Origin of the sequence: Sphingobacterium sp. Ag1 (genome assembly GCF_000988325.1) — a bacterium.
GTDB lineage: Bacteria > Bacteroidota > Bacteroidia > Sphingobacteriales > Sphingobacteriaceae > Sphingobacterium.
Genome location: NZ_LBGU01000044.1, coordinates 190,322 through 208,790, shown reverse-complemented (window position 1 = coordinate 208,790; position 18,469 = coordinate 190,322). Strand labels below are relative to the sequence as shown.

At 43.4% G+C, this 18,469-nt stretch carries 11 protein-coding genes; 7 read left to right on the top strand and 4 right to left on the bottom strand.

Annotation, left to right across the window (positions count from 1 at the left end; all coding sequences use genetic code 11):
• The first annotated feature begins 157 nt into the window (after positions 1–157).
• The 7 genes from AAW12_RS21660 (at position 158) to AAW12_RS21635 (ending at position 7,432) form a co-directional block, all read left to right on the top strand.
• Positions 158–1,678 (top strand): PQQ-dependent sugar dehydrogenase, encoded by a 1,521-nt coding sequence (locus AAW12_RS21660; protein ID WP_046675761.1) that lies wholly within the window; start codon positions 158–160, stop codon positions 1,676–1,678.
• 5 nt (positions 1,679–1,683) lie between these two features.
• Positions 1,684–2,916: an Nramp family divalent metal transporter gene (locus tag AAW12_RS21655; protein ID WP_046675760.1), complete on the top strand. Its 1,233-nt coding sequence runs from the start codon at positions 1,684–1,686 to the stop codon at positions 2,914–2,916.
• Between the two features lie 7 nt (positions 2,917–2,923).
• Positions 2,924–3,946: an NAD-dependent epimerase/dehydratase family protein gene (locus AAW12_RS21650; protein ID WP_046675759.1), complete on the top strand. Its 1,023-nt coding sequence runs from the start codon at positions 2,924–2,926 to the stop codon at positions 3,944–3,946.
• Entirely contained in the window at positions 3,946–5,010 is a 1,065-nt protein-coding gene (locus AAW12_RS21645) for a dihydrodipicolinate synthase family protein (protein WP_046675758.1), read from the top strand. Before AAW12_RS21650 ends, AAW12_RS21645 begins: the two co-directional genes overlap by 1 nt.
• 174 nt (positions 5,011–5,184) lie before the next feature.
• Positions 5,185–6,093, top strand: a complete 909-nt coding sequence (locus tag AAW12_RS21640; protein ID WP_046675757.1) for a helix-turn-helix domain-containing protein — start codon at positions 5,185–5,187, stop codon at positions 6,091–6,093.
• A gap of 146 nt (positions 6,094–6,239) precedes the next feature.
• A complete protein-coding gene (locus AAW12_RS26755; RefSeq protein WP_197084135.1) occupies positions 6,240–6,662 on the top strand; it encodes an MFS transporter in 423 nt (140 codons plus the stop codon).
• A complete protein-coding gene (locus AAW12_RS21635; RefSeq protein ID WP_197084134.1) occupies positions 6,614–7,432 on the top strand; it encodes an MFS transporter in 819 nt (272 codons plus the stop codon). The genes AAW12_RS26755 and AAW12_RS21635 overlap by 49 nt, the downstream gene beginning before the upstream one ends.
• A 251-nt stretch (positions 7,433–7,683) precedes the next feature.
• On the opposite strand, the gene AAW12_RS21630 is transcribed toward AAW12_RS21635, so the two are convergent.
• The 4 genes from AAW12_RS21630 to AAW12_RS21610 form a co-directional block, all read right to left on the bottom strand.
• Positions 7,684–11,868 (bottom strand): two-component regulator propeller domain-containing protein, encoded by a 4,185-nt coding sequence (locus AAW12_RS21630; RefSeq protein ID WP_084823283.1) that lies wholly within the window; start codon positions 11,866–11,868, stop codon positions 7,684–7,686.
• Between the two features lie 62 nt (positions 11,869–11,930).
• On the bottom strand, positions 11,931–14,630 hold the full coding sequence (locus tag AAW12_RS26780; protein ID WP_084823282.1) for a glycoside hydrolase family 88 protein: 2,700 nt from the start codon (positions 14,628–14,630) through the stop codon (positions 11,931–11,933).
• 58 nt (positions 14,631–14,688) lie between these two features.
• Positions 14,689–15,876 (bottom strand): alginate lyase family protein, encoded by a 1,188-nt coding sequence (locus AAW12_RS21615; protein ID WP_053003923.1) that lies wholly within the window; start codon positions 15,874–15,876, stop codon positions 14,689–14,691.
• 17 nt (positions 15,877–15,893) lie between these two features.
• The gene (locus tag AAW12_RS21610; RefSeq protein ID WP_053003922.1) at positions 15,894–18,464 is read right to left on the bottom strand and encodes a glycosyl hydrolase family 95 catalytic domain-containing protein; all 2,571 of its coding nucleotides are present in this window, start codon (positions 18,462–18,464) and stop codon (positions 15,894–15,896) included.
• Positions 18,465–18,469: the final 5 nt, after the last annotated feature.

Here is an 18,469-nt window from a genome sequence, read left to right as displayed (position 1 = left end):
TACCACATTTTTGCCCACCAGATTATAAACTAAATCGTATTTACCTTAGGCCGATAAAATATTTTTGTATACAATTTAACTTATTTTTTGTATATTTATTTTTATTCAACTACATTTGACTAACCACATAAATCAAAGGAATAACCGTAGATCCTATATGAAAAAACAAACCTATATTTGGCTTGTATCGCTGATCCCGCTGCTTTCTTCCTGTTCTTCCGAGACAGAAAGAGAACGTAAACCCATAAATAACATCCAACTGGAGCACAGCATACTATCGCTAACCAAAGAAGCTACAAAACTCCATGTGCCCTGGGATTTACAATATGACCGGGTCAATAACGCCATTCTGTTTTCTGAAATCGGAGGAAGTATACGAAGACTGGATACAAAAACAAAAGTTGTTACTTTGGTGGACAGCCTGACCGACGTATACCATCAGCGCACCCTGGGACTCTTGGGAATGGCGCTCTATCAGCCGGAACAGCAGCAAGCTTATCTTTACCTTTCTTACACCAGCAAAAAAGATAGCCTTATTTTTTCCAACCTATATCGCTACGATTATAATAAGGCAGGCAAGTTGTCAAACCCAAAATTGCTTTTACAGATCCCTGGAAACACGGGACATAACGGCTCCCGAGTTATTGTTTCGACAGACAAAAAAGTATATTGGGCTACAGGAGATGCCGCAAGTGATACCTTCGCACAAGACAGCACCTCATTAAACGGTAAAATCTTACGCCTCAATCTCGACGGGAGCATTCCCAAAGACAATCCAATTAAAAACAGCTATGTATATGCCTGGGGATTTCGAAACATGCAAGGACTTACCCATGATGCAAAAGGCTTAATTTACACCTCCGAACATGGCGATGCCATCGAAGATGAAATCAACCTGATCAAACCGCTAAAAAATTATGGCTGGCCACAGATCGAAGGCATGATTGACACGGAAAAGGAAAAAGCTATCGCCAAAAAGTCCCCAAGACAGGAACCTATTAAATCGTGGACTCCAGTCGTTGCACCATCTGGTATGGCCTATTACGGTTCCAACGTTATCCCTGAATGGCAACATAGCTTATTGCTTGCGACGTTAAAAAATCAGTCTCTACGTATCCTAAAATTATCTGCCGATGGGCAGCAGATCGTCGATGAGAAGATCCTATTCAAAGATCAACTTGGCCGGCTAAGATCCGTATTGACCTTACCCAATGGGGACATTTATTTCTGTTCAAGCAACCGGGACTGGAATCCACAAAAGGGATTTCCAAAACCCGATGACGACGTGATCTACCGACTCCGCATTGCCGATAAGGCCGTTGCGCCAATGATTAAGCCCGTTGCAGCCAACGCCGTCAGCTCCCCGGCCAAAAGTGGTCAAGCCTTATACGAAGCGTATTGTGCGTCTTGTCATAAAGCAGATGGAAAGGGACTTACAAACACCTTCCCCCCATTAGCCAATTCATCTCTTGTCAAAGGCGACCCAGCACCTTTATTGCGGGTTATCCTCCACGGACTGAAAGACAAAACAATAGCCAAGGTCAAATACGAGAGCGCAATGCCATCTTTTTCATTCCTGAAAAATGAAGAGGTCATTGAAATTACCAATTATATCCGTACACACTTTGGAAATTCTGCACCTAAAATCAACCAACAGCATTTAACCTCATTACGATAAATCTCATGGAAAACAACCTCGAGCCAAAACCCTCTTTGTTTAAAAATTGGCTATCCATCTTAGGTCCCGGCATCATTACCGCCGCCCTGGTTTTCGGGCCCAGCAAAATGACCATCACATCAAAAATGGGTGCAGATTATGGCTTCGCCCTATTATGGGTTGTCGTCGTCGCGATCTTTTTTATGATGGTTTTCACCAATATGGCGGCACGTATCGGCATTGCGAGAGACGAATCTTTACTTACCTTGATTCGCCAGAAATTTGGTAAAACAACCGCCATCATCATTGGCCTCGGAATCTTCCTTGTCGCAACCTGTTTTCAATCCGGAAATGCCACAGGGGTCTCCATTTCTGTTTCGGAAGCAACGGGGACAAACCCCAAAATATGGATCATCGTTTTTAATGTCATTGGCATTTTACTGTTGTTCTTCAAGTCTTTCTATGCGCTACTGGAAAAACTGATGCTAGCACTTATTATCCTTATGCTATTTGCTTTTTTATCCACAGCCATAATGACAAAGACGCCTGTACAGGAATTTTTCTTAGGTTTTATTCCAAGCCTCCCGCCTTTATCAATGGGTTTAATTATCGCTTTCACAGCGTCTTGCTTTTCGATTGTGGGTGCGTTTTATCAAAGTTATCTTGTGCAGTCAAGAAGAAAACTGTCGTCCAACAAGCAGACTTCGGAACGGCAAATAGTCGGGAGCAGAATCGGCATCATTATACTCGGGATCATGAGTGCTGCCGTGATGGTCTGCGCTGCAAATACCCTTCATCCGCAAGGCATCAAATTGAGTTCTGCCGCTGAGATGGGCCGTGCATTGGAACCGCTTTTGGGAAGCTACGCCTCACACCTCTTTTTTATCGGTCTTTTCGGCGCCTCCTTTTCTTCCTTGATCGGCAATGCTGTATTAGGCGGTTCATTACTGGGCGATACCTTTGGCTTCGGCAACAATCTCAATCACCCCAAAGTGAAACTCTTTATTTCTTTGGTCATGATTTTTGGGTCTGCCATCGCACTGATCTTCGGAAATCTCCCCTTGGAGCTTATTGTTTTTGCCCAAAGCATCACCATTTTTCTTGTTCCCTTTATTGGCATTATCCTCTTTCTGATCGCAAACGACAAAGAAATTATGGGTGCGCTCAGAAACAGCCCACTAACAAGGTTATGGGCAATCCTCGGACTTCTCTTACTCGTTTTTCTTGCTTTTAGTAATTTCTATAATTTAATCAAATAATTCAGACATGGACCATAACAATTTAGCGGAATTGGAACAGCAAATACTTGCACCATCATTAGATCTAATTGAAGATATAAAAAAGATACAAGGTGATATTCTTTTCCTAGGTATTGGCGGAAAAATGGGACCAAGCATGGCAAAACTAGCCATGAGGGCTATTCAAGCTGCAGGAATAGACAAAAAGGTCATTGGTGTTTCGCGTTTTTCAACCAAGGAACTCCAACAGGAACTGGAAGATCTAGGCATAGAGACCATCGCCTGCGACCTGCTGAATGAAGAAGAACTCAAAAAGATTCCGCAGGTTCCGAATGTCATTTACCTCGCAGGACATAAGTTCGGCACCACAGGAAATGAAGATTTCACCTGGGCAATGAACACCTATCTTCCCGGAATGGTAGCTTCTCATTTTCGAGACTCCAACATTGTTGCTTTTTCTTCGGGTAACGTACTGCCCTTTGTGCCGATAAGCAATGGCGGCGTTTCCGAGGAAAGAACGCCCGAGCCTGTCGGTGAATACGCGCAATCCTGTTTGGGTAGAGAGCGCATATTCGAGTATTTTTCGAAGAAAAATGGTACACCTACCCTGATCTACCGATTGAATTATGCGGTGGATTTTCGCTACGGTGTCCTCGTCGAAATTGCCAAATCGGTCAAAGAGCAGCTCCCAATAGATTTGACAACCGAAAACGTCAATGTCATCTGGCAGGGAGATGCCAACGAAATTGCCTTAAGATCATTATTGCACTGTCAGTCTCCGGCCAAAATACTGAATGTCACGGGGCCTGAAATTCTTTCTACACGATGGATCGCAGAGCGCTTTGCTGAGCATTTCAACACTAGGCCCATCTTTCTGAATGAGCCCGCCGGAACTGCTTTACTAAACAACGCTTCCGAATGCCATCGTTTATTTGGCTACCCGAAGACAACCATACGGGAAGCGATAGACATTACAGCCAAATGGTTGATCCAAGGTGGCGAACTATGGAACAAAGACACGCACTTTCAAGAACGAAAAGGAAAATTCTAATGAAAACTTTAGACAACAAATTACAACAGTTGCTTTGGGAAGGGACGGTCATTCCGGCGCACCCCCTCGCCCTCAATGAGGACCGCAGCATTGACGAAGCACATCAACGACTCCTGACCCAGTATTACATAGCCAGTGGAGCGGGCGGAATCGCTGTCGCTGTACATTCAACCCAGTTTGAAATCCGGGACCCTGAGATCAATCTTTTTGAAACCGTATTGCGATGGGCTAGCGAAGAAGTCGATAAAGCTGAGCTCCAACGACCATTTATCAAAATTGCGGGCATCTGCGGCGCCACAGAACAAGCGGTACAGGAGGCAAACACGGCACTTCAATACGGTTATGATATCGGACTTTTGAGTATGGGCGGACTCCAAAGCTGGACTGAAAATGCAATATTAGATCGAGTCAGAGCAATAGCAGCTATTATTCCTGTTTTTGGATTCTATCTTCAACCTGCCGTTGGTGGCCGTATTTTCTCTTATTCCTTTTGGCAGCAGTTTGCCGAAATCGACAACGTCGTCGCCATCAAGTGCGCCTCCTTCAACCGCTACCAGACATTAGACGTTATGCGTGCTATAGCCAACTCCAGCCGGCGAGATCAAATTGCCATGTACACGGGCAATGATGACAATATTGTCAACGATCTGATGAGCGTGTATAATTTCCCCGTAGCTGGAGAAAACGTCTCCATAGAATTTAAAGGTGGTTTACTAGGTCATTGGGCCGTTTGGACGGCAAAGGCCGTTGAGCTCCTTCGGGAAATAAAATCATACAAACAGAACCCCAATAACTTCCATGCGAGCCATCTCCTAAGCAAAGCAATTGCTGTCACAGACAGTAATGCCGCATTTTTTGACCCAGCAAATGCATTCCATGGCTGTATACCAGGCTTACATGAGGTGCTCCGTAGACAAGGTTTGATGAAAGGTATCTGGTGTCTGAACCCCGACGAAAATCTTTCCATCGGACAGCAAGAAGAAATTGATCGTGTATATAAAGACTACCCTGACTTAAACGACGATGAATTTGTCAAGGAGTTTCTTAAATCTAGATCCCAATAGTCGCTTCCTTTTATAATAATCGGTTCCCTCTCAAAGGTCTCATCACCCGGGCTAGCCATAGCTAACGAGGTGATGGGACCTTCCTTTTTGCTCCAGTTCATATTTTACCAATCAATGACTGACCGGGAGGAATCTCGCGCAGAACAAAAGGTTTGATTTTTATAACTTTGCGTCATGACAACTTCTGAAAATATAATTGATTTCTATCAACGGGTATTTCGAGAATCCAATTACCCAATAGGCTCCTCGCCCGAACAAATTTCTCATTTTAACGTATTTTCACGTGAGCATTGTCCCTTAAAATCACCGTACAATAGAAAAGATTATTTCAAAATATCCCTTATGATCGGCGAGGGTCAACTGCATTATGGCGATCAATGGATCCCTATTGACCGTCCAGCGCTTGTATTTTCAAGTCCGCTTGTTCCCTACTCTTGGGAAACAGACAATCCCGATCAAAAAGGATGGTTCTGTCTTTTTACGCAAAAATTCATTCAGGAGGACAAACATTACAACCACAACATCCTCGAAAGCCATTTTTTCAATCCGAGTGGTAGCCCCGTCTATTTCTTAACGGACGAACAGGTCGATCTTTTCGATCACATTTTTCAGCGCATCAATGCGGAACTGCTATCTGATTTTTCGTTCAAATATGAAATTATCCGGAATCAGCTGCAGTTACTCCTTTTAGAAACATTAAAACTAGCGCCAAATGAGGGAATATCACCTTACCAAAACGCCAATCAGCGTATTTCCCATCTTTTCTTAGAGCTACTGGAACGCCAATTTCCGATTGACACCGAAAATTTGCTTCGTTTTAAAAATGCAACGGATTATGCACAGCAGCTCAATATCCATGTCAATTCGCTAAACAGGGCTTTGAAACAAAATACAGGAAAAACCACACAAGAACTCATCGCGCTACGCATCACACAGGAAGCAAAAGCCCTCCTCCAACATAGCAGCTGGAATATCAATGAAATCGCTTATGCCCTGGGTTTTGAGGAACCCGCAAACTTCAGTAATTATTTCAAAAAACATGCTGGTATACCACCTTTAGCCTACCGCAATAAGCCTGTTTGATTTTCACAATAATTTGTTTGAATTCTATATCTTTTGAAACAGGCAATGAAGCTACTTTTGTCCACATCATATTTAGCAGGTCAAAGAGAAAAAAGTGGCTGGCTGCATGAACGTCCATAGAGACGCGAAATTTAAAAAATTACAGGATGGAAAAAAACACTAAACCACAGCAATCTTTTATCCCGACGATACTAGCATTTGCACTTGTTCCGATTACGGGACTTGCGACCGATATTTATCTTCCGTCGATGCCACAAATGGCCCAGGAGCTTGGCTTGAATGAAAGCAAAATCCAGCTAACCCTTTCGCTTTTTCTAATCAGCTATGGTGTTGCTCAGTTCTTTACAGGAGCATTGGTTGACGCTTGGGGAAGATATCGCATCAACCTGATATCACTTTTCCTTTTCATTGTCAGTTTCTGGATTACAGCAAGCACGCAAGATATTTGGGTTATTTACCTGATGCGTATTCTACAGGGCATCTTATCGGCATTCGTGGTCATCTCAAAAGAGCCTATTTTGTGGATGTCTACGAAGGTGAACAGCGCAAGCACTACCTCAGCATTATGACCATCGTCTGGTCGATCGGGCCGATTGTCGCTCCTTTTATTGGCGGCTACCTTCAGACACAATTTGGTTGGCGTTCTAACTTTATGGTTCTGGCCGTTTACAGTGCTGTACTTTTCATCCTTGAACTGATCTTTTCTGGCGAAACAATCAAACAGAAGAAACCTCTCCATATCAACTACCTGATTGGCGAATTTAAAATGATGCTTAAAAGCAATGATTTTACCTTCGGTATAGTCATGTGCGGTATATCCTACGGTCTTGTCATGTTCTACAACCTCAGTGGTCCCTTTTTTATTGAACACCAGCTGGGCTATAGCGCAATCACCACCGGTTATACCTCGCTAATTATGGGCTTAGCTTGGATGTGTGGTGGTTTTATTGGTAAAGCCCTTATTAAAAGAGCCTTGGTTCCGAAGTTGAGAATCGCCAACTTCATTCAGATCAGCCTGATTGTATGTATGCTCTTGGTTTCACCTTACCTGTCAAATCTCTATACATTGACATTTTTCGCATTTGCTGTACATTGTACAGCAGGATTTATTTTTAACAATTATTTCAGCTACTGTTTAGGGAGGTTTCCATTGTCGGCAGGTATCGCCGGCGGATTGGTTGGCGGAATTACCTACCTGCTGACCTCTTCACTCAGTTACATCATGGTAAGCTTGGTAAACCCTTCTTCGCAGTTTCAGATTGGATTAGGTTATGGCATATTTGCACTGTTGGGATTGACTACTTTATACGTTATTCATAAGTTGGTCAAAAGCGTATAAGCTATGGGCAGGTTCTTCCAGCGACAGGGCAACATTAACCTGTAGCTGGACAGCTACAAAACTATACTTAAAAGTTGAATTATTTTTAAAATAGTATTAAAAACAACTATATTTGTTGCATCATAATTTAGGTTTATAATTGGTTATTGAAGGTTTTCATTCTCCCCGTTTGAAAACCTTTTTTTTTTTGACCGAAAAAAAATTCAGTCTGCTGTCCTCGCTGCTGCTGACCAAATCACGAAAACCCTTGCTTATTTTTCTAAATTGCTACTTTCCTTTACACCGAATTTTTCAACATAGGTACGTGGACTCTCCTTATAGAATTTCTTAAATGATTTGCTAAAATACTTTGGATCATTGAACCCGACCTGATAAGCCACCTCGCTGATACTCAAACCTGTATCGTTCACCAAAATATAGGCTGCTTTCTTGAGACGGACCATATTAATAAATTCAACCAGATTCAGTCCCGTTTGCTGCTTAATCTTGCGGTACAAAACAGAGCGGCTCACACCGATGGCTTTTGTAAGATCAAGCACGCCAAAATCTTCGCAGCCCAGATTTTCTTCAACAATCTTCAACACCTGATCCAAGAAACGAGTTCTTTCGGGCAGATCTGTTCCCTGCGCTCCAAGAAGATAATGCTGTACAAATTTTTCCTCCAACCTTTTCCGCGTCTGTAAGATGTTAGAAATTTTCTGAATGAGGTGCGGCATACTGAAGGGCTTGGTAATGTAATCATCTGTACCGATTTCAAATGCCTCTGTGATATAAGGATCAGCTGTGCGGGCTGTCAAAAGAATCACCGGAATATGATTTGAACTGCTATCATTTTTAATCTGCTGCAAAAGTGTGATTCCGTCACAGTTGGGCATCGTTACATCCGAAATGATAATATCGGGCTGTTTTGTTTGCACCAATTCCAAGGCCTCAATACCATCGTTGGCTTCCAAAACAATATATTTTTTTCGTAAATTTTCACATAGAAAACAACGTAGCTCCACATTGTCCTCGGCAACAAGTATGATGGGTTTATCTTCCTCCGCCGCAGGACGCTCAATTGCTGTTTTTGTAGTATCCACATAGGGCATACCGGCATCTGCTGGGTCAGCGCATATCATCCCTGGAGTATCCGTTAAGACCGGTAGCTCTTCGATGACGACAGCGCTCTGGGGCAGGCTGATCCGAAATACCGTATTGTAGTCTGTCGTTTCCTGTGCCATATTGCTTTCAACAGTGAGTTTCCCGCCGTGCAACTGGACAATGGAACGGCAAAGTGCCAAACCTATTCCACCGTTGGTAGCCGACAAGCCTTTTGTATTGGCCTGATAAAATTGTTCAAATACAAAAGGAATATCTTTGGGTGAGATTCCACGCCCGGAATCCCAAACGGAAACAAGCAATTTCTCCAACTCACCTTCCCCTTCTAGCTCAACCTGTATCTTTATTTTACCCCCCTTATCCGTAAATTTAAACGCATTATAAATCAAATTGACAAGGACTTTTTCAAATTGTTCCGGATCGAAACCTGCAACGTAATTAGGACTTACCTTATTATCCAGAAAAAACTGAATATTATTTTTTTCGGCAATAAAGTGAAAATTCTGGCGAATGTTTTCCAAATACGTAGCAAGATGAACCTTTTGGCAAAACAATTTCATCTTTCCGCCTTCATGTTTTCTGAAATCAAGCAGCTGATTGACCAGATTCATCAACCGATCGGCATTTCTCGTCGCATAACCAAGGTGCTCCTGTACATACGCTGAAAGCGATCGGTCGCCTTTTAATTGATTTAACGGCCCGATAATCAATGACAATGGCGTACGGAATTCATGGGAGATATTGGTAAAGAAATTCAGTTTCGCTTCATGGAGCTCCTCCTGTTTTTCCGAATCTATTTGCCGAATCAAAAGGTCCTGTTTCAATTTATTCCGGCCGTGGAAAAATCGGATAATCAAAAAACCGGCCGCAGCAAAAAGAAGAAAATAGCCGCTATAGGCCCACCATGTCTTCCAGGGTGCTGGCAGCACTTTAATCTTCAAAACCGTTGCCTTTTCGTTCCATACCCCATCGTTGTTAGCCCCCTTTACCCAAAGCTCGTAGGTACCAGGGTCTAAATTGGTATACGTAGCCACGGGATTGCTCACATAATTCCAGTCTTGATCAAAACCTTTCAGATAATACGCGTATTGATTTTTCTCCGGATGGACATAATTCAACACACTGAATTCGAGACTAAAAACATTTTGATTGTGATCAAGTATCAATTCATCCATCATGGATATATCTTTGGGAATAACAGCATCAATACCTGGGAGAACTGTTTTATTGAATAATTTCAGCTCTGTAAACTGAATGGGGGGAATATAATTATTGACACTTAAACTATCCGGATTAAATAGGGTGAAGCCGGAGAAACTTCCAAAGGCAAGTTTTCCGTCCCGCAACATTGCTGCTGCATTTTGAATATATTCGTTGCCAGGAAGACCATCGGTCTTCGTATAGGTGCGTACATGACCCGATAGGGGGTCGAAACAAGAAATCCCTGTATTTGTACTCAACCACAATTTGTTTTTCAGATCGCTCAACATCGCAAAAACATTGTTGATCGGCAATCCATTTCGTTCATTGAACCTTTTGAATGCTTTCTTCTCCGGAAGATAGCGATTGAGCCCGCCCATATAGGTACCGATCCAAATCTGTCCTTTTCGATCTTCATGGATACTCACAATATCATTTCCGCTAATTGAAAGAGAATCTTTCTTGTCATTTAGAAAGGAGACAAATTTATCGGTACCGGCTAGTTTTAGATTTAATCCATTGGAAGTACCGATCCATAGATTACCTTTTGAATCCTCTAGCAAAGCACGCACCATATTGGAGCTCAATTGCTTTCCTGCAACATCAAATGTCTGGAAAGATCCCACTTTCTGGTTTTTACGAAGGACCTGTAGTCCGCCACCGAACGTGCCAATCCAAATATCGCCATTGCGATCCTCTAAGATTGCATAGACATTATTGTTTGCCAGGCCATTACTTACATTGGGATCGAAACGAAAATGTTCATAGCCTTGTTGCCCCTTTCGTCTTAAATTCAATCCACCGTCATAGGTACCTACCCATAAGTTCCCTTCCTTATCCAGACAGATGGACTTCACATTGTTATGACTTAGGCCATTCAGGTTATTTTTATCGTGACGTTCACTAAAAAACGAATTCGTACGCCGATTAAAATAATTCAATCCTCCACCCTCAGTTCCAATTACAAGTTCTCCCATTCCATTTTCAACAAAAGCGCTCACCACATTGTAACTTAAGCTATTGCGTTTAGCTTGATGGGTAAAATTCTGAAAATTGGGAATATCCTTATCATAGATATTGACCCCTCCAAAATAGGTTCCGATCCAAATAGATCCCCTCTTATCCTGAAATATAGGACGAATGGAATTATTGCTTAAGCTATTGGGATTTCCATCGTCTGCCTGAATAAAAAGCAGTTTTCCATTTTGATAAACATATAGGCCATTGAATGTACCGATCCAAATCTTTCCATCAACTGTTTTTTTTAAGGACCGTACATCTTGACTGGCCAAACCCGTATGATTGCCCGCTTCGGTTAACGAGGATATTTCGCCTGTATTTTCATTGATAATCCGAATCCCATTATATTTCGTGCCTACCCAGAATATACCTGGACTAACCTCCAATACGGCCTGAAACCGTTGATTAACTTTATTATCTACTGATTTCTCTTTGAAGTAAGTTCGTAGAACCTTTAAGCTATTTCCATCTTTCGATGCGGCCTGCATGAGTACAATGGCATCATCAGTACAAAACCACAATCGCTTTCTGCGATCCTCATACACGGTTCGAAAATTACGATAGTATTCTTTTCCCTGGCTTCTTTCAACGGTAATCTCATTGAAGACCAATTCCGCTTCGAGATGCCGGCCCTCTTTAATCTTATACAAGCCTATATTTGTCGCAATCCAAATCTTGCCCTTGGAATCCTGAAAAATCTGATGAACGTTGACATCCATTTTTCCACTGCTACTCTCCACAGTAGGTAAGGGTATACGGATGAAATTGTCTGACGCACGATTGTATAAATTCAGTCCTGTCATTGTCCCTATCCAAAGCCGCCTTTTGTTATCTTCCGTAATCGCTTGAATAAAGTTGTGCTCTAAGGAAAGGCTATCTTGCGGATTGCTGCGGTAAATCGTAAACTTTCTGGCGTCGTACTTATTTAAGCCATCACGGGTACCGATCCACATAAAACCCAAATAATCTTGAGCAATAGCGAAAACGCTGCCCTGAGATAAACCTTCATTGACATCCAAGTGTAAAAAACGATAGTTTTTTTCCTGCGCATACAAAACAGAAATTAACGCTAAAGCACAGCAAAAACAGCGCACAAAAACACGTAGTGGCATCATAAGGTATATAATTGAAATGGATGATAAAAATAATCATTCCATTGAATAAACACGAACAAGAATCACTTTAATCGATCTTTTAATTGTTGCTCATAAAGCGAGCCGATCGACATTATCCGGTTTTGATTTTCCCAATAACCAGCGTTTCTATTTTTCAATCTTCCTGCTACTTTTTCTCCCTTTACGCCTATGGCAAAATTTTGCCCAGAAGCCCAGGGCTGTTGTACTGCAGCACTTTTGACCGTACAATTCCATAAGACTTGTGTCACCCCAGCCCAACCGTGTCCACTCCCCCAATTACCCCGATCCTGCACATTAATTTCGCCATCCGTTACGATTTGATCGTATAAGGTTCCAACAGCCCATCGATGATGTGGACCAATATCCGCATGTGTTCGTTCCGCGCTAGAAAGGCTAAAAACGTTCGGACCGAGGGTCCTGGCCCCTGTTACGTAATCATGACGACCTTCCGTCGTATAAAGTTCTTTAAATAAATTAAGCTGACCGTCATTATTGAACGAATACCTCCGCCCGCCTGTAATTTGAGATTTTCCATCCAGACACCGCGACTTCATTACTGTAATCTGTTTGGCAAAAGCACCAAGACTCACCGCCGCATAGCCAAAATAACGCGCGGTGATATTGCGCACCCAACCATTCGTTATTTTATCCATATCAATTGCAATCCAACCGTGATTTTCGTCCGTATCACTTACAAAATCAGACTCGAACCGTATATTTTCGATCCCAACTTCACTTATACGCCCGTCGAAGGTGTAGGGAATGACGGCCACTTTTGCGTACCTCGGATCAATCGCCATCACCAGGGGATTATCAAAAAATACAGAGTCACCTCGAATGGCTAAAATAGTACGTTCAAAATTTAGCTTGTATTCCCGCGCTGTCCACTGTTTCGTCCCTTCTCTTTTTTCAATCTGGTTCATTCGAAGCGCTTCAATCCAGGCATCGTTCATTTCATACGAGAGGAGGACCTGCTCGCCCACTCTGCATTCCTTCGGACGATCGACCAGAACATAGTTAGCCCCTACAGGTCCATAGCCAGGCTTAACAAACTGTTGTCTAGCCTGGTCCACTGTATAATTACCCGTACCGGAAACTTTCAATAAGCTCCGTTGGTGCTGGCCTGCTGCTTTAAGCAGGGTTTGTCCTTCAGCATCCCCCTCGCCTCTCAACACGACACCGCTGGCATGAATTTCCAAACTCCCAGGTATAGTGTACAGGCCTTTTTTTAACAAAACAGCACCTCTATAACCGTTTTTATCAGGTGGTTTTGCTGCTACGGCATCGATAGCCTGCTGTATAATTTGCTGATCATCGCCATTTACGCTGGGTTTTACCGTAACCACGACAGGAACATTGGGCAGCTTTTGATCACCTTGATGATAGCCCACCCGACTAAAGTCGGGGATGACGTTTCCTTGTGCATCCGGAAAATAGATCAATTGTCCCGTAGGATTTTTCCGGACCAGATCCGATTGCACTTTTCCGGACTGCAGCTCTTCTTGTCGATGCAGTGCTTCCAAGAAATAATAATCGGCATAACTCAAAGGTTTATCCACTTCGGTATTGGAAGGTTTCGATCCCGTACTGTGTAATAATATAAAACCGCGATTTTTATTTGGTGGCGACATGTAATGGTCTATCAGGTTAGCCAATATGGTCTGTGCTTTTGCACGATAATCTTTCCCTTGGTTGCTATACGTGCTTAATTCCAACAGCCCCGATGCAATGACTGTCGCTGCCGACACATCCCGTGGTTCATTTGGTATATGAGGTGCATCGAAATCCCAATAAGGGATCAAGTCTTTCGGCATATTGCGATGTGCAAACAGCCAATGTGCAACTTTTTCGGCTTGCTGCAGATATTTCGGATCGCCGGTTTCTCTGTAACACATCGTATAGCCATAGAGTGCCCAGGCCTCACCCCGCGACCAGGTCGATTCGTCACTTAAGCCCTGATGGGTGTTTTTATGCTGCACAGCTCCTGTTTTCGGGTTGTAGTCTATCACATGATAAGTGCTGTAATCCGGTCTAAAATGATTTTTTAGCGTTGTGTTGGCGTGGCTCACCGCGATCTGATAATAAGTAGAGTCTCCAGTGAGTTTGGTTGCTTCAAACAGCAATTCTAGATTGAGCATGTTATCAATGATAACCGGAAAGTCCCAGCGGTGGCTATTGTGGTCCCACGAACGTATACAACCGACTGTTGGATTGAAGCGGGTTGCCAGCGTTTTGGCTGCCTGTACAAGCACCTCCCGGTACTGTGGATTTGCAGTTAATCGATAACCATTTCCAACACTACAGTAGATCTTAAAGCCCATATCATGGGTCTTACCATTAAATTGCTCCGCTTCGATCGACCTTGTTGTTTCTGAAGCGAGATCCTTCCATTGTTGTTTTCCCGATTTTTCATAGAGAAACCATAGGACGCCAGGAAAAAAACCACTGGTCCAGTCCCCCCTTTTCACAGCAACCAGTTCGTTATCTGTGGAAAGCGTACGTGGCGAAACCAAGGATGAATCCCTTTTTTTCAAGAGCTGCAATTCTTTATAAAGTAGTTGAGCTTGTTGATCTGCAAGGCCCCACGCTTTTTGCAGCTGCCTGGTACTCTGTGCCTCAACGTGTTGAAAAGCGCACAGAATTCCCGTCAAAAATAGTGCTTTGGCAATGGATGGCCTTTTTAAATTTCGAAAGCGCAAAAAGAGGGTATATCTTCGCAAAGAAGTCGCATTAACATTCATGTTATCTGTAGGTTTTTAAGGTGAAATGGTTAAGTTATTTTATAAAGAGCCAGGAAAATCAAAGCCATATAATCGGGTTGCGAATGGGCAAATTTCGAACAACCTCTTCTTGTTCAGGTGCATGATCAAGCTTTTTCCAAAGCTGCAGATAGTCTTTATTCTGGTAAGCTTCTGCCGAAAATACGAGTGCCGGATGCGCAATTGGCCACTGATCCCAATACATGACATCTTTCGGATACGGCCATTTTTCTTTATCTGCAATATAAGGGACCATAAAATCAACACCCGTTTTTATTGTCCGCCCATCTGACAATGTATACTGCCAAAGGGAGGTGTTGGTCTTGGACAAAATCTGGCAGATCATGGTCATCGCATCCAGATTAAACAACGCGTATCCATAAGGTTTTGTCCGCTGCAATTCTCTCGGAAAACTGCCATTAGACTCCATTTGATTCGGCAATAACACGTGCGCATAGCGATCTGCACATCTGTTGAGTAATACCGTGTCTTGCACCAAACTCGAAAATGCAGCGACCTGCATCACCCAACAGGTACCATGGTTATTGGCAGCATTCATTTCATCGATTCCATATTGATGCGTTGTAAGCCAGCGTAGATAGATTGCAAACCAGCGATGTATAGCATCCTTAGCAGCCTGTGGAAAATTGGGGTCGTTTTCAAATATCTTTACGCCCTGTGCAACTTCCATCAGATGAATGGTATCAATAATGCCTATTCCTCGCCCTGTAAAACGCCCTTGTATAGCCTGAGCATAAAGAAGATTCGGATTCATCATCGTTTCTGCATCCACGAACCAAGCCTTTAAATGGCGAAGGGCCTGCTGTACGTATTTTTTATCCGGATTCAAACGATAGGCTGAGGCCAGTGCGCCCACAATTCGGCTGAAGCGGATCATCGCTTTACGATGTTCAACGAAATTGGCCGGATTAGTCATCCCATCCCGTTGAATATAGGGTGCAGCGGGATCTTTGGGATCGGGCCACCAATAATCACCTTCAGAATAAAAATCATGAATACCCCCGGTACTCCGAACTGCCTTATAAGCTGTCACAGTCACTGGTTTCTGCTTCATCGCCCATTTGGACTGCTTTAGGATAACAGGGCGCAGCGTCTGGATGATCTCCTGCTCAAAAATACCTTCCTTCATTTTTGCCCTCAAGAATAAAGGGAAAATTGCGATCCCAAGGAGACAGCCCATGACGCGAACAATTGATGTAAATTTCATTTTTCCTGGATTTTGATTTATAGCGGAACAATACGGTACCGTTTACCTTTTATGGTCTTAAATTGAACTTCAAACGTTTTTGGACCAGCTAAAAGGGGCAATTTGGAAGAATCCGCTACCGTATACGGAAGTTGTTCCGGTTTATATAATAGCGCATTGTCTGTGACAGCTGCCTGATTTGATTCGACACCGACAACTTTAACGGGTAAAGGTGTACGCAAACGACAAACACCACCAATATTGGACACGATCATTGCTTCGGTCAATACGTTATTTTTCCAGGCAATATCTACGGTAAAGTTTCCCCTGGCCTTAATTCCTTTTATCGTCCCAGCAGACCATTCATCAGGTAGGGCCGGTAACAAGTGGACGGCTCCATCATGACTCTGCAGCAACATTTCAGTCATTCCCGCCGTAGCACCAAAATTCCCATCTATTTGAAAAGGTGGATGTGCATCAAATAGATTCGGATAGGCTCCGCCACCGCTCATCTGCGCACGGTCCAATTTGGGATCAATAAAATTTAAGGCATCCTTGAGGATTTTATAGGCATGATTTCCATCCTGAAGCCTCGCCCACCAATTTGTCTTCCAGGCCATCGACCAGCCGGTACTCACATCGCCCCTTAAAAGCAATGAACGCTTGGAGGCCGCAGCCAAAGCCTTGTTTTCTGCAAGGCTGATCTGATTGCCCGGGTATAATCCAAATAGGTGGGAAATATGCCGATGCTGGTCCTTTGGATCATCCCAATCTTTAAACCATTCCTGCAATTGCCCATATTGCCCCACCTGATAGGGATAAAGCTTTTCCTTCGCTTGTTCTAGTGCTGATTTAAATTCAGGATCAACGTTCAGTATAGTACAGGAGTGAATAACAGCTGTGAAAAGCTCCCGAATGATCGCCATGTCCATGGTAGAGGCCATGGTCAATTGATATTCCTTACCTGCTATTTTAATTGTATTTTCAGGTGAAGTGGACGGATTGGTGACGAGATATTTATTTCCGGGATCCGCAATCAGCCATTGCAACATAAATTGGGCTGCCCCTTTCATCAAGGGGTAGGCCTTCTCCTTCAAGAACGTTTTGTCGCCCGTAAAACGGTAGTGTTCCCATAGATGTGTGCTCAACCAGGCACCGGCCATAGGCCATGCCGACCAGCGCGGCATTCCTTTGGGATCCCAATCGTAGCCGCCCGGAGGGGAAGTTTTGGCCCATAGATCGGAATTATGATGAACAACCCAGCCCTTATCGATATTGTAATTTATCGATGCTGTTTTGGCCCCATTGATAGCCAGCTCATCCATAAAATCAAACAAGGGTTGATGACATTCTGCAAGATTGGTATTTTCCGCGAGCCAATAATTCATTTCAGTATTGATATTGGTCGTATAATTACTCCCCCAGGGCGGTTGCACATGATCATTCCAGATCCCCTGTAAATTAGCTGGTCTCCCTCCTTGTCTGGAACTGGCAATCAACAAGTACCGTCCAAAATGATAATACAGTGTCAGCAGCCCCAAATCGGCCGGTCCTTTGGAAAACTGTATGATACGTTGATCTGTAGGCAATTTATCATGCGCAGAGGTACCAGCCAGCTCAAAGGCTACTCGATTGAATAGTGCTTGATAATCTTTTTGATGATCGGAGAGTATGGTCTGAAAATTCTTTTTGGAGACAGTATGCATGCGGTTTTTTGCGAGCAGCGTGGCATCTTTACCTTCCTGACTCGGCGACTTATCAAAACCGTTAAAGCTTGTCGCTTCCGTCAAAAATAAAATCACCTCATCGGCGCCTATGATCTTAAGCTTATCCTGCTCTTTTTTTACCACACCTCCGGTAGCTTTTACGCTTACCTGCATCGCAAAAGTCATCCCTTTTCCGCCAATACTATCGTACACCACCTGTTGGGGTTCATAATCCCTATTGGCAACAAAACTTGGTGCTTTACCCTGCAAGGTCAGCTGATTATTCCCTTGCGCTGAAACACTGTATTTTAGCTTACTGGTTAAGGAAAGGTCGAATGTAATTGATTTTTTCTTGTCGGCCTTCAGTCGAACAACCAGTGCTTTATCCGAAAAGCTGACAAAACTTTCTCTTAGGTATTGAACACCTTGATAGGAATAACTGACCAGATTGATCGCTCGCTCCAGATCCAGCTCCCGTTTGTAATCTTTTATCTTTTTTTCGTCCTGGTGAAAATCCAACCATAAATCGCCCATAGGTAAATACCTGGCAGAATAAGGTCCCTGCATTTTCTTCCAAAGAACTGCTGCCTCTTCATATTTTCCAGCAAAGATGGCTTGGCGTACCTGGGGTAGAATTTGCGGGCCATTGGGATTATTGCCCGCATCGGGTTCACCCGACCATAGGGTATTATCGTTAATTTGAAACCTATCTTTACTTAGCCCACCAAAGACCATCGCTCCTGTAGTGCCATTGCCTAGCGGTAGTGCCTCCTCCCAGAGCGAGGCCGGTTGATTATACCAAAGCTTTAGCTGCGGCGAATTGCCTTGTGCACGGCATGGCGCAAGCGACCCCATGAGGCCGAGCAGTAAAAAGATGTTCAAATGATTCGTTGCTTTTAACATCTTGT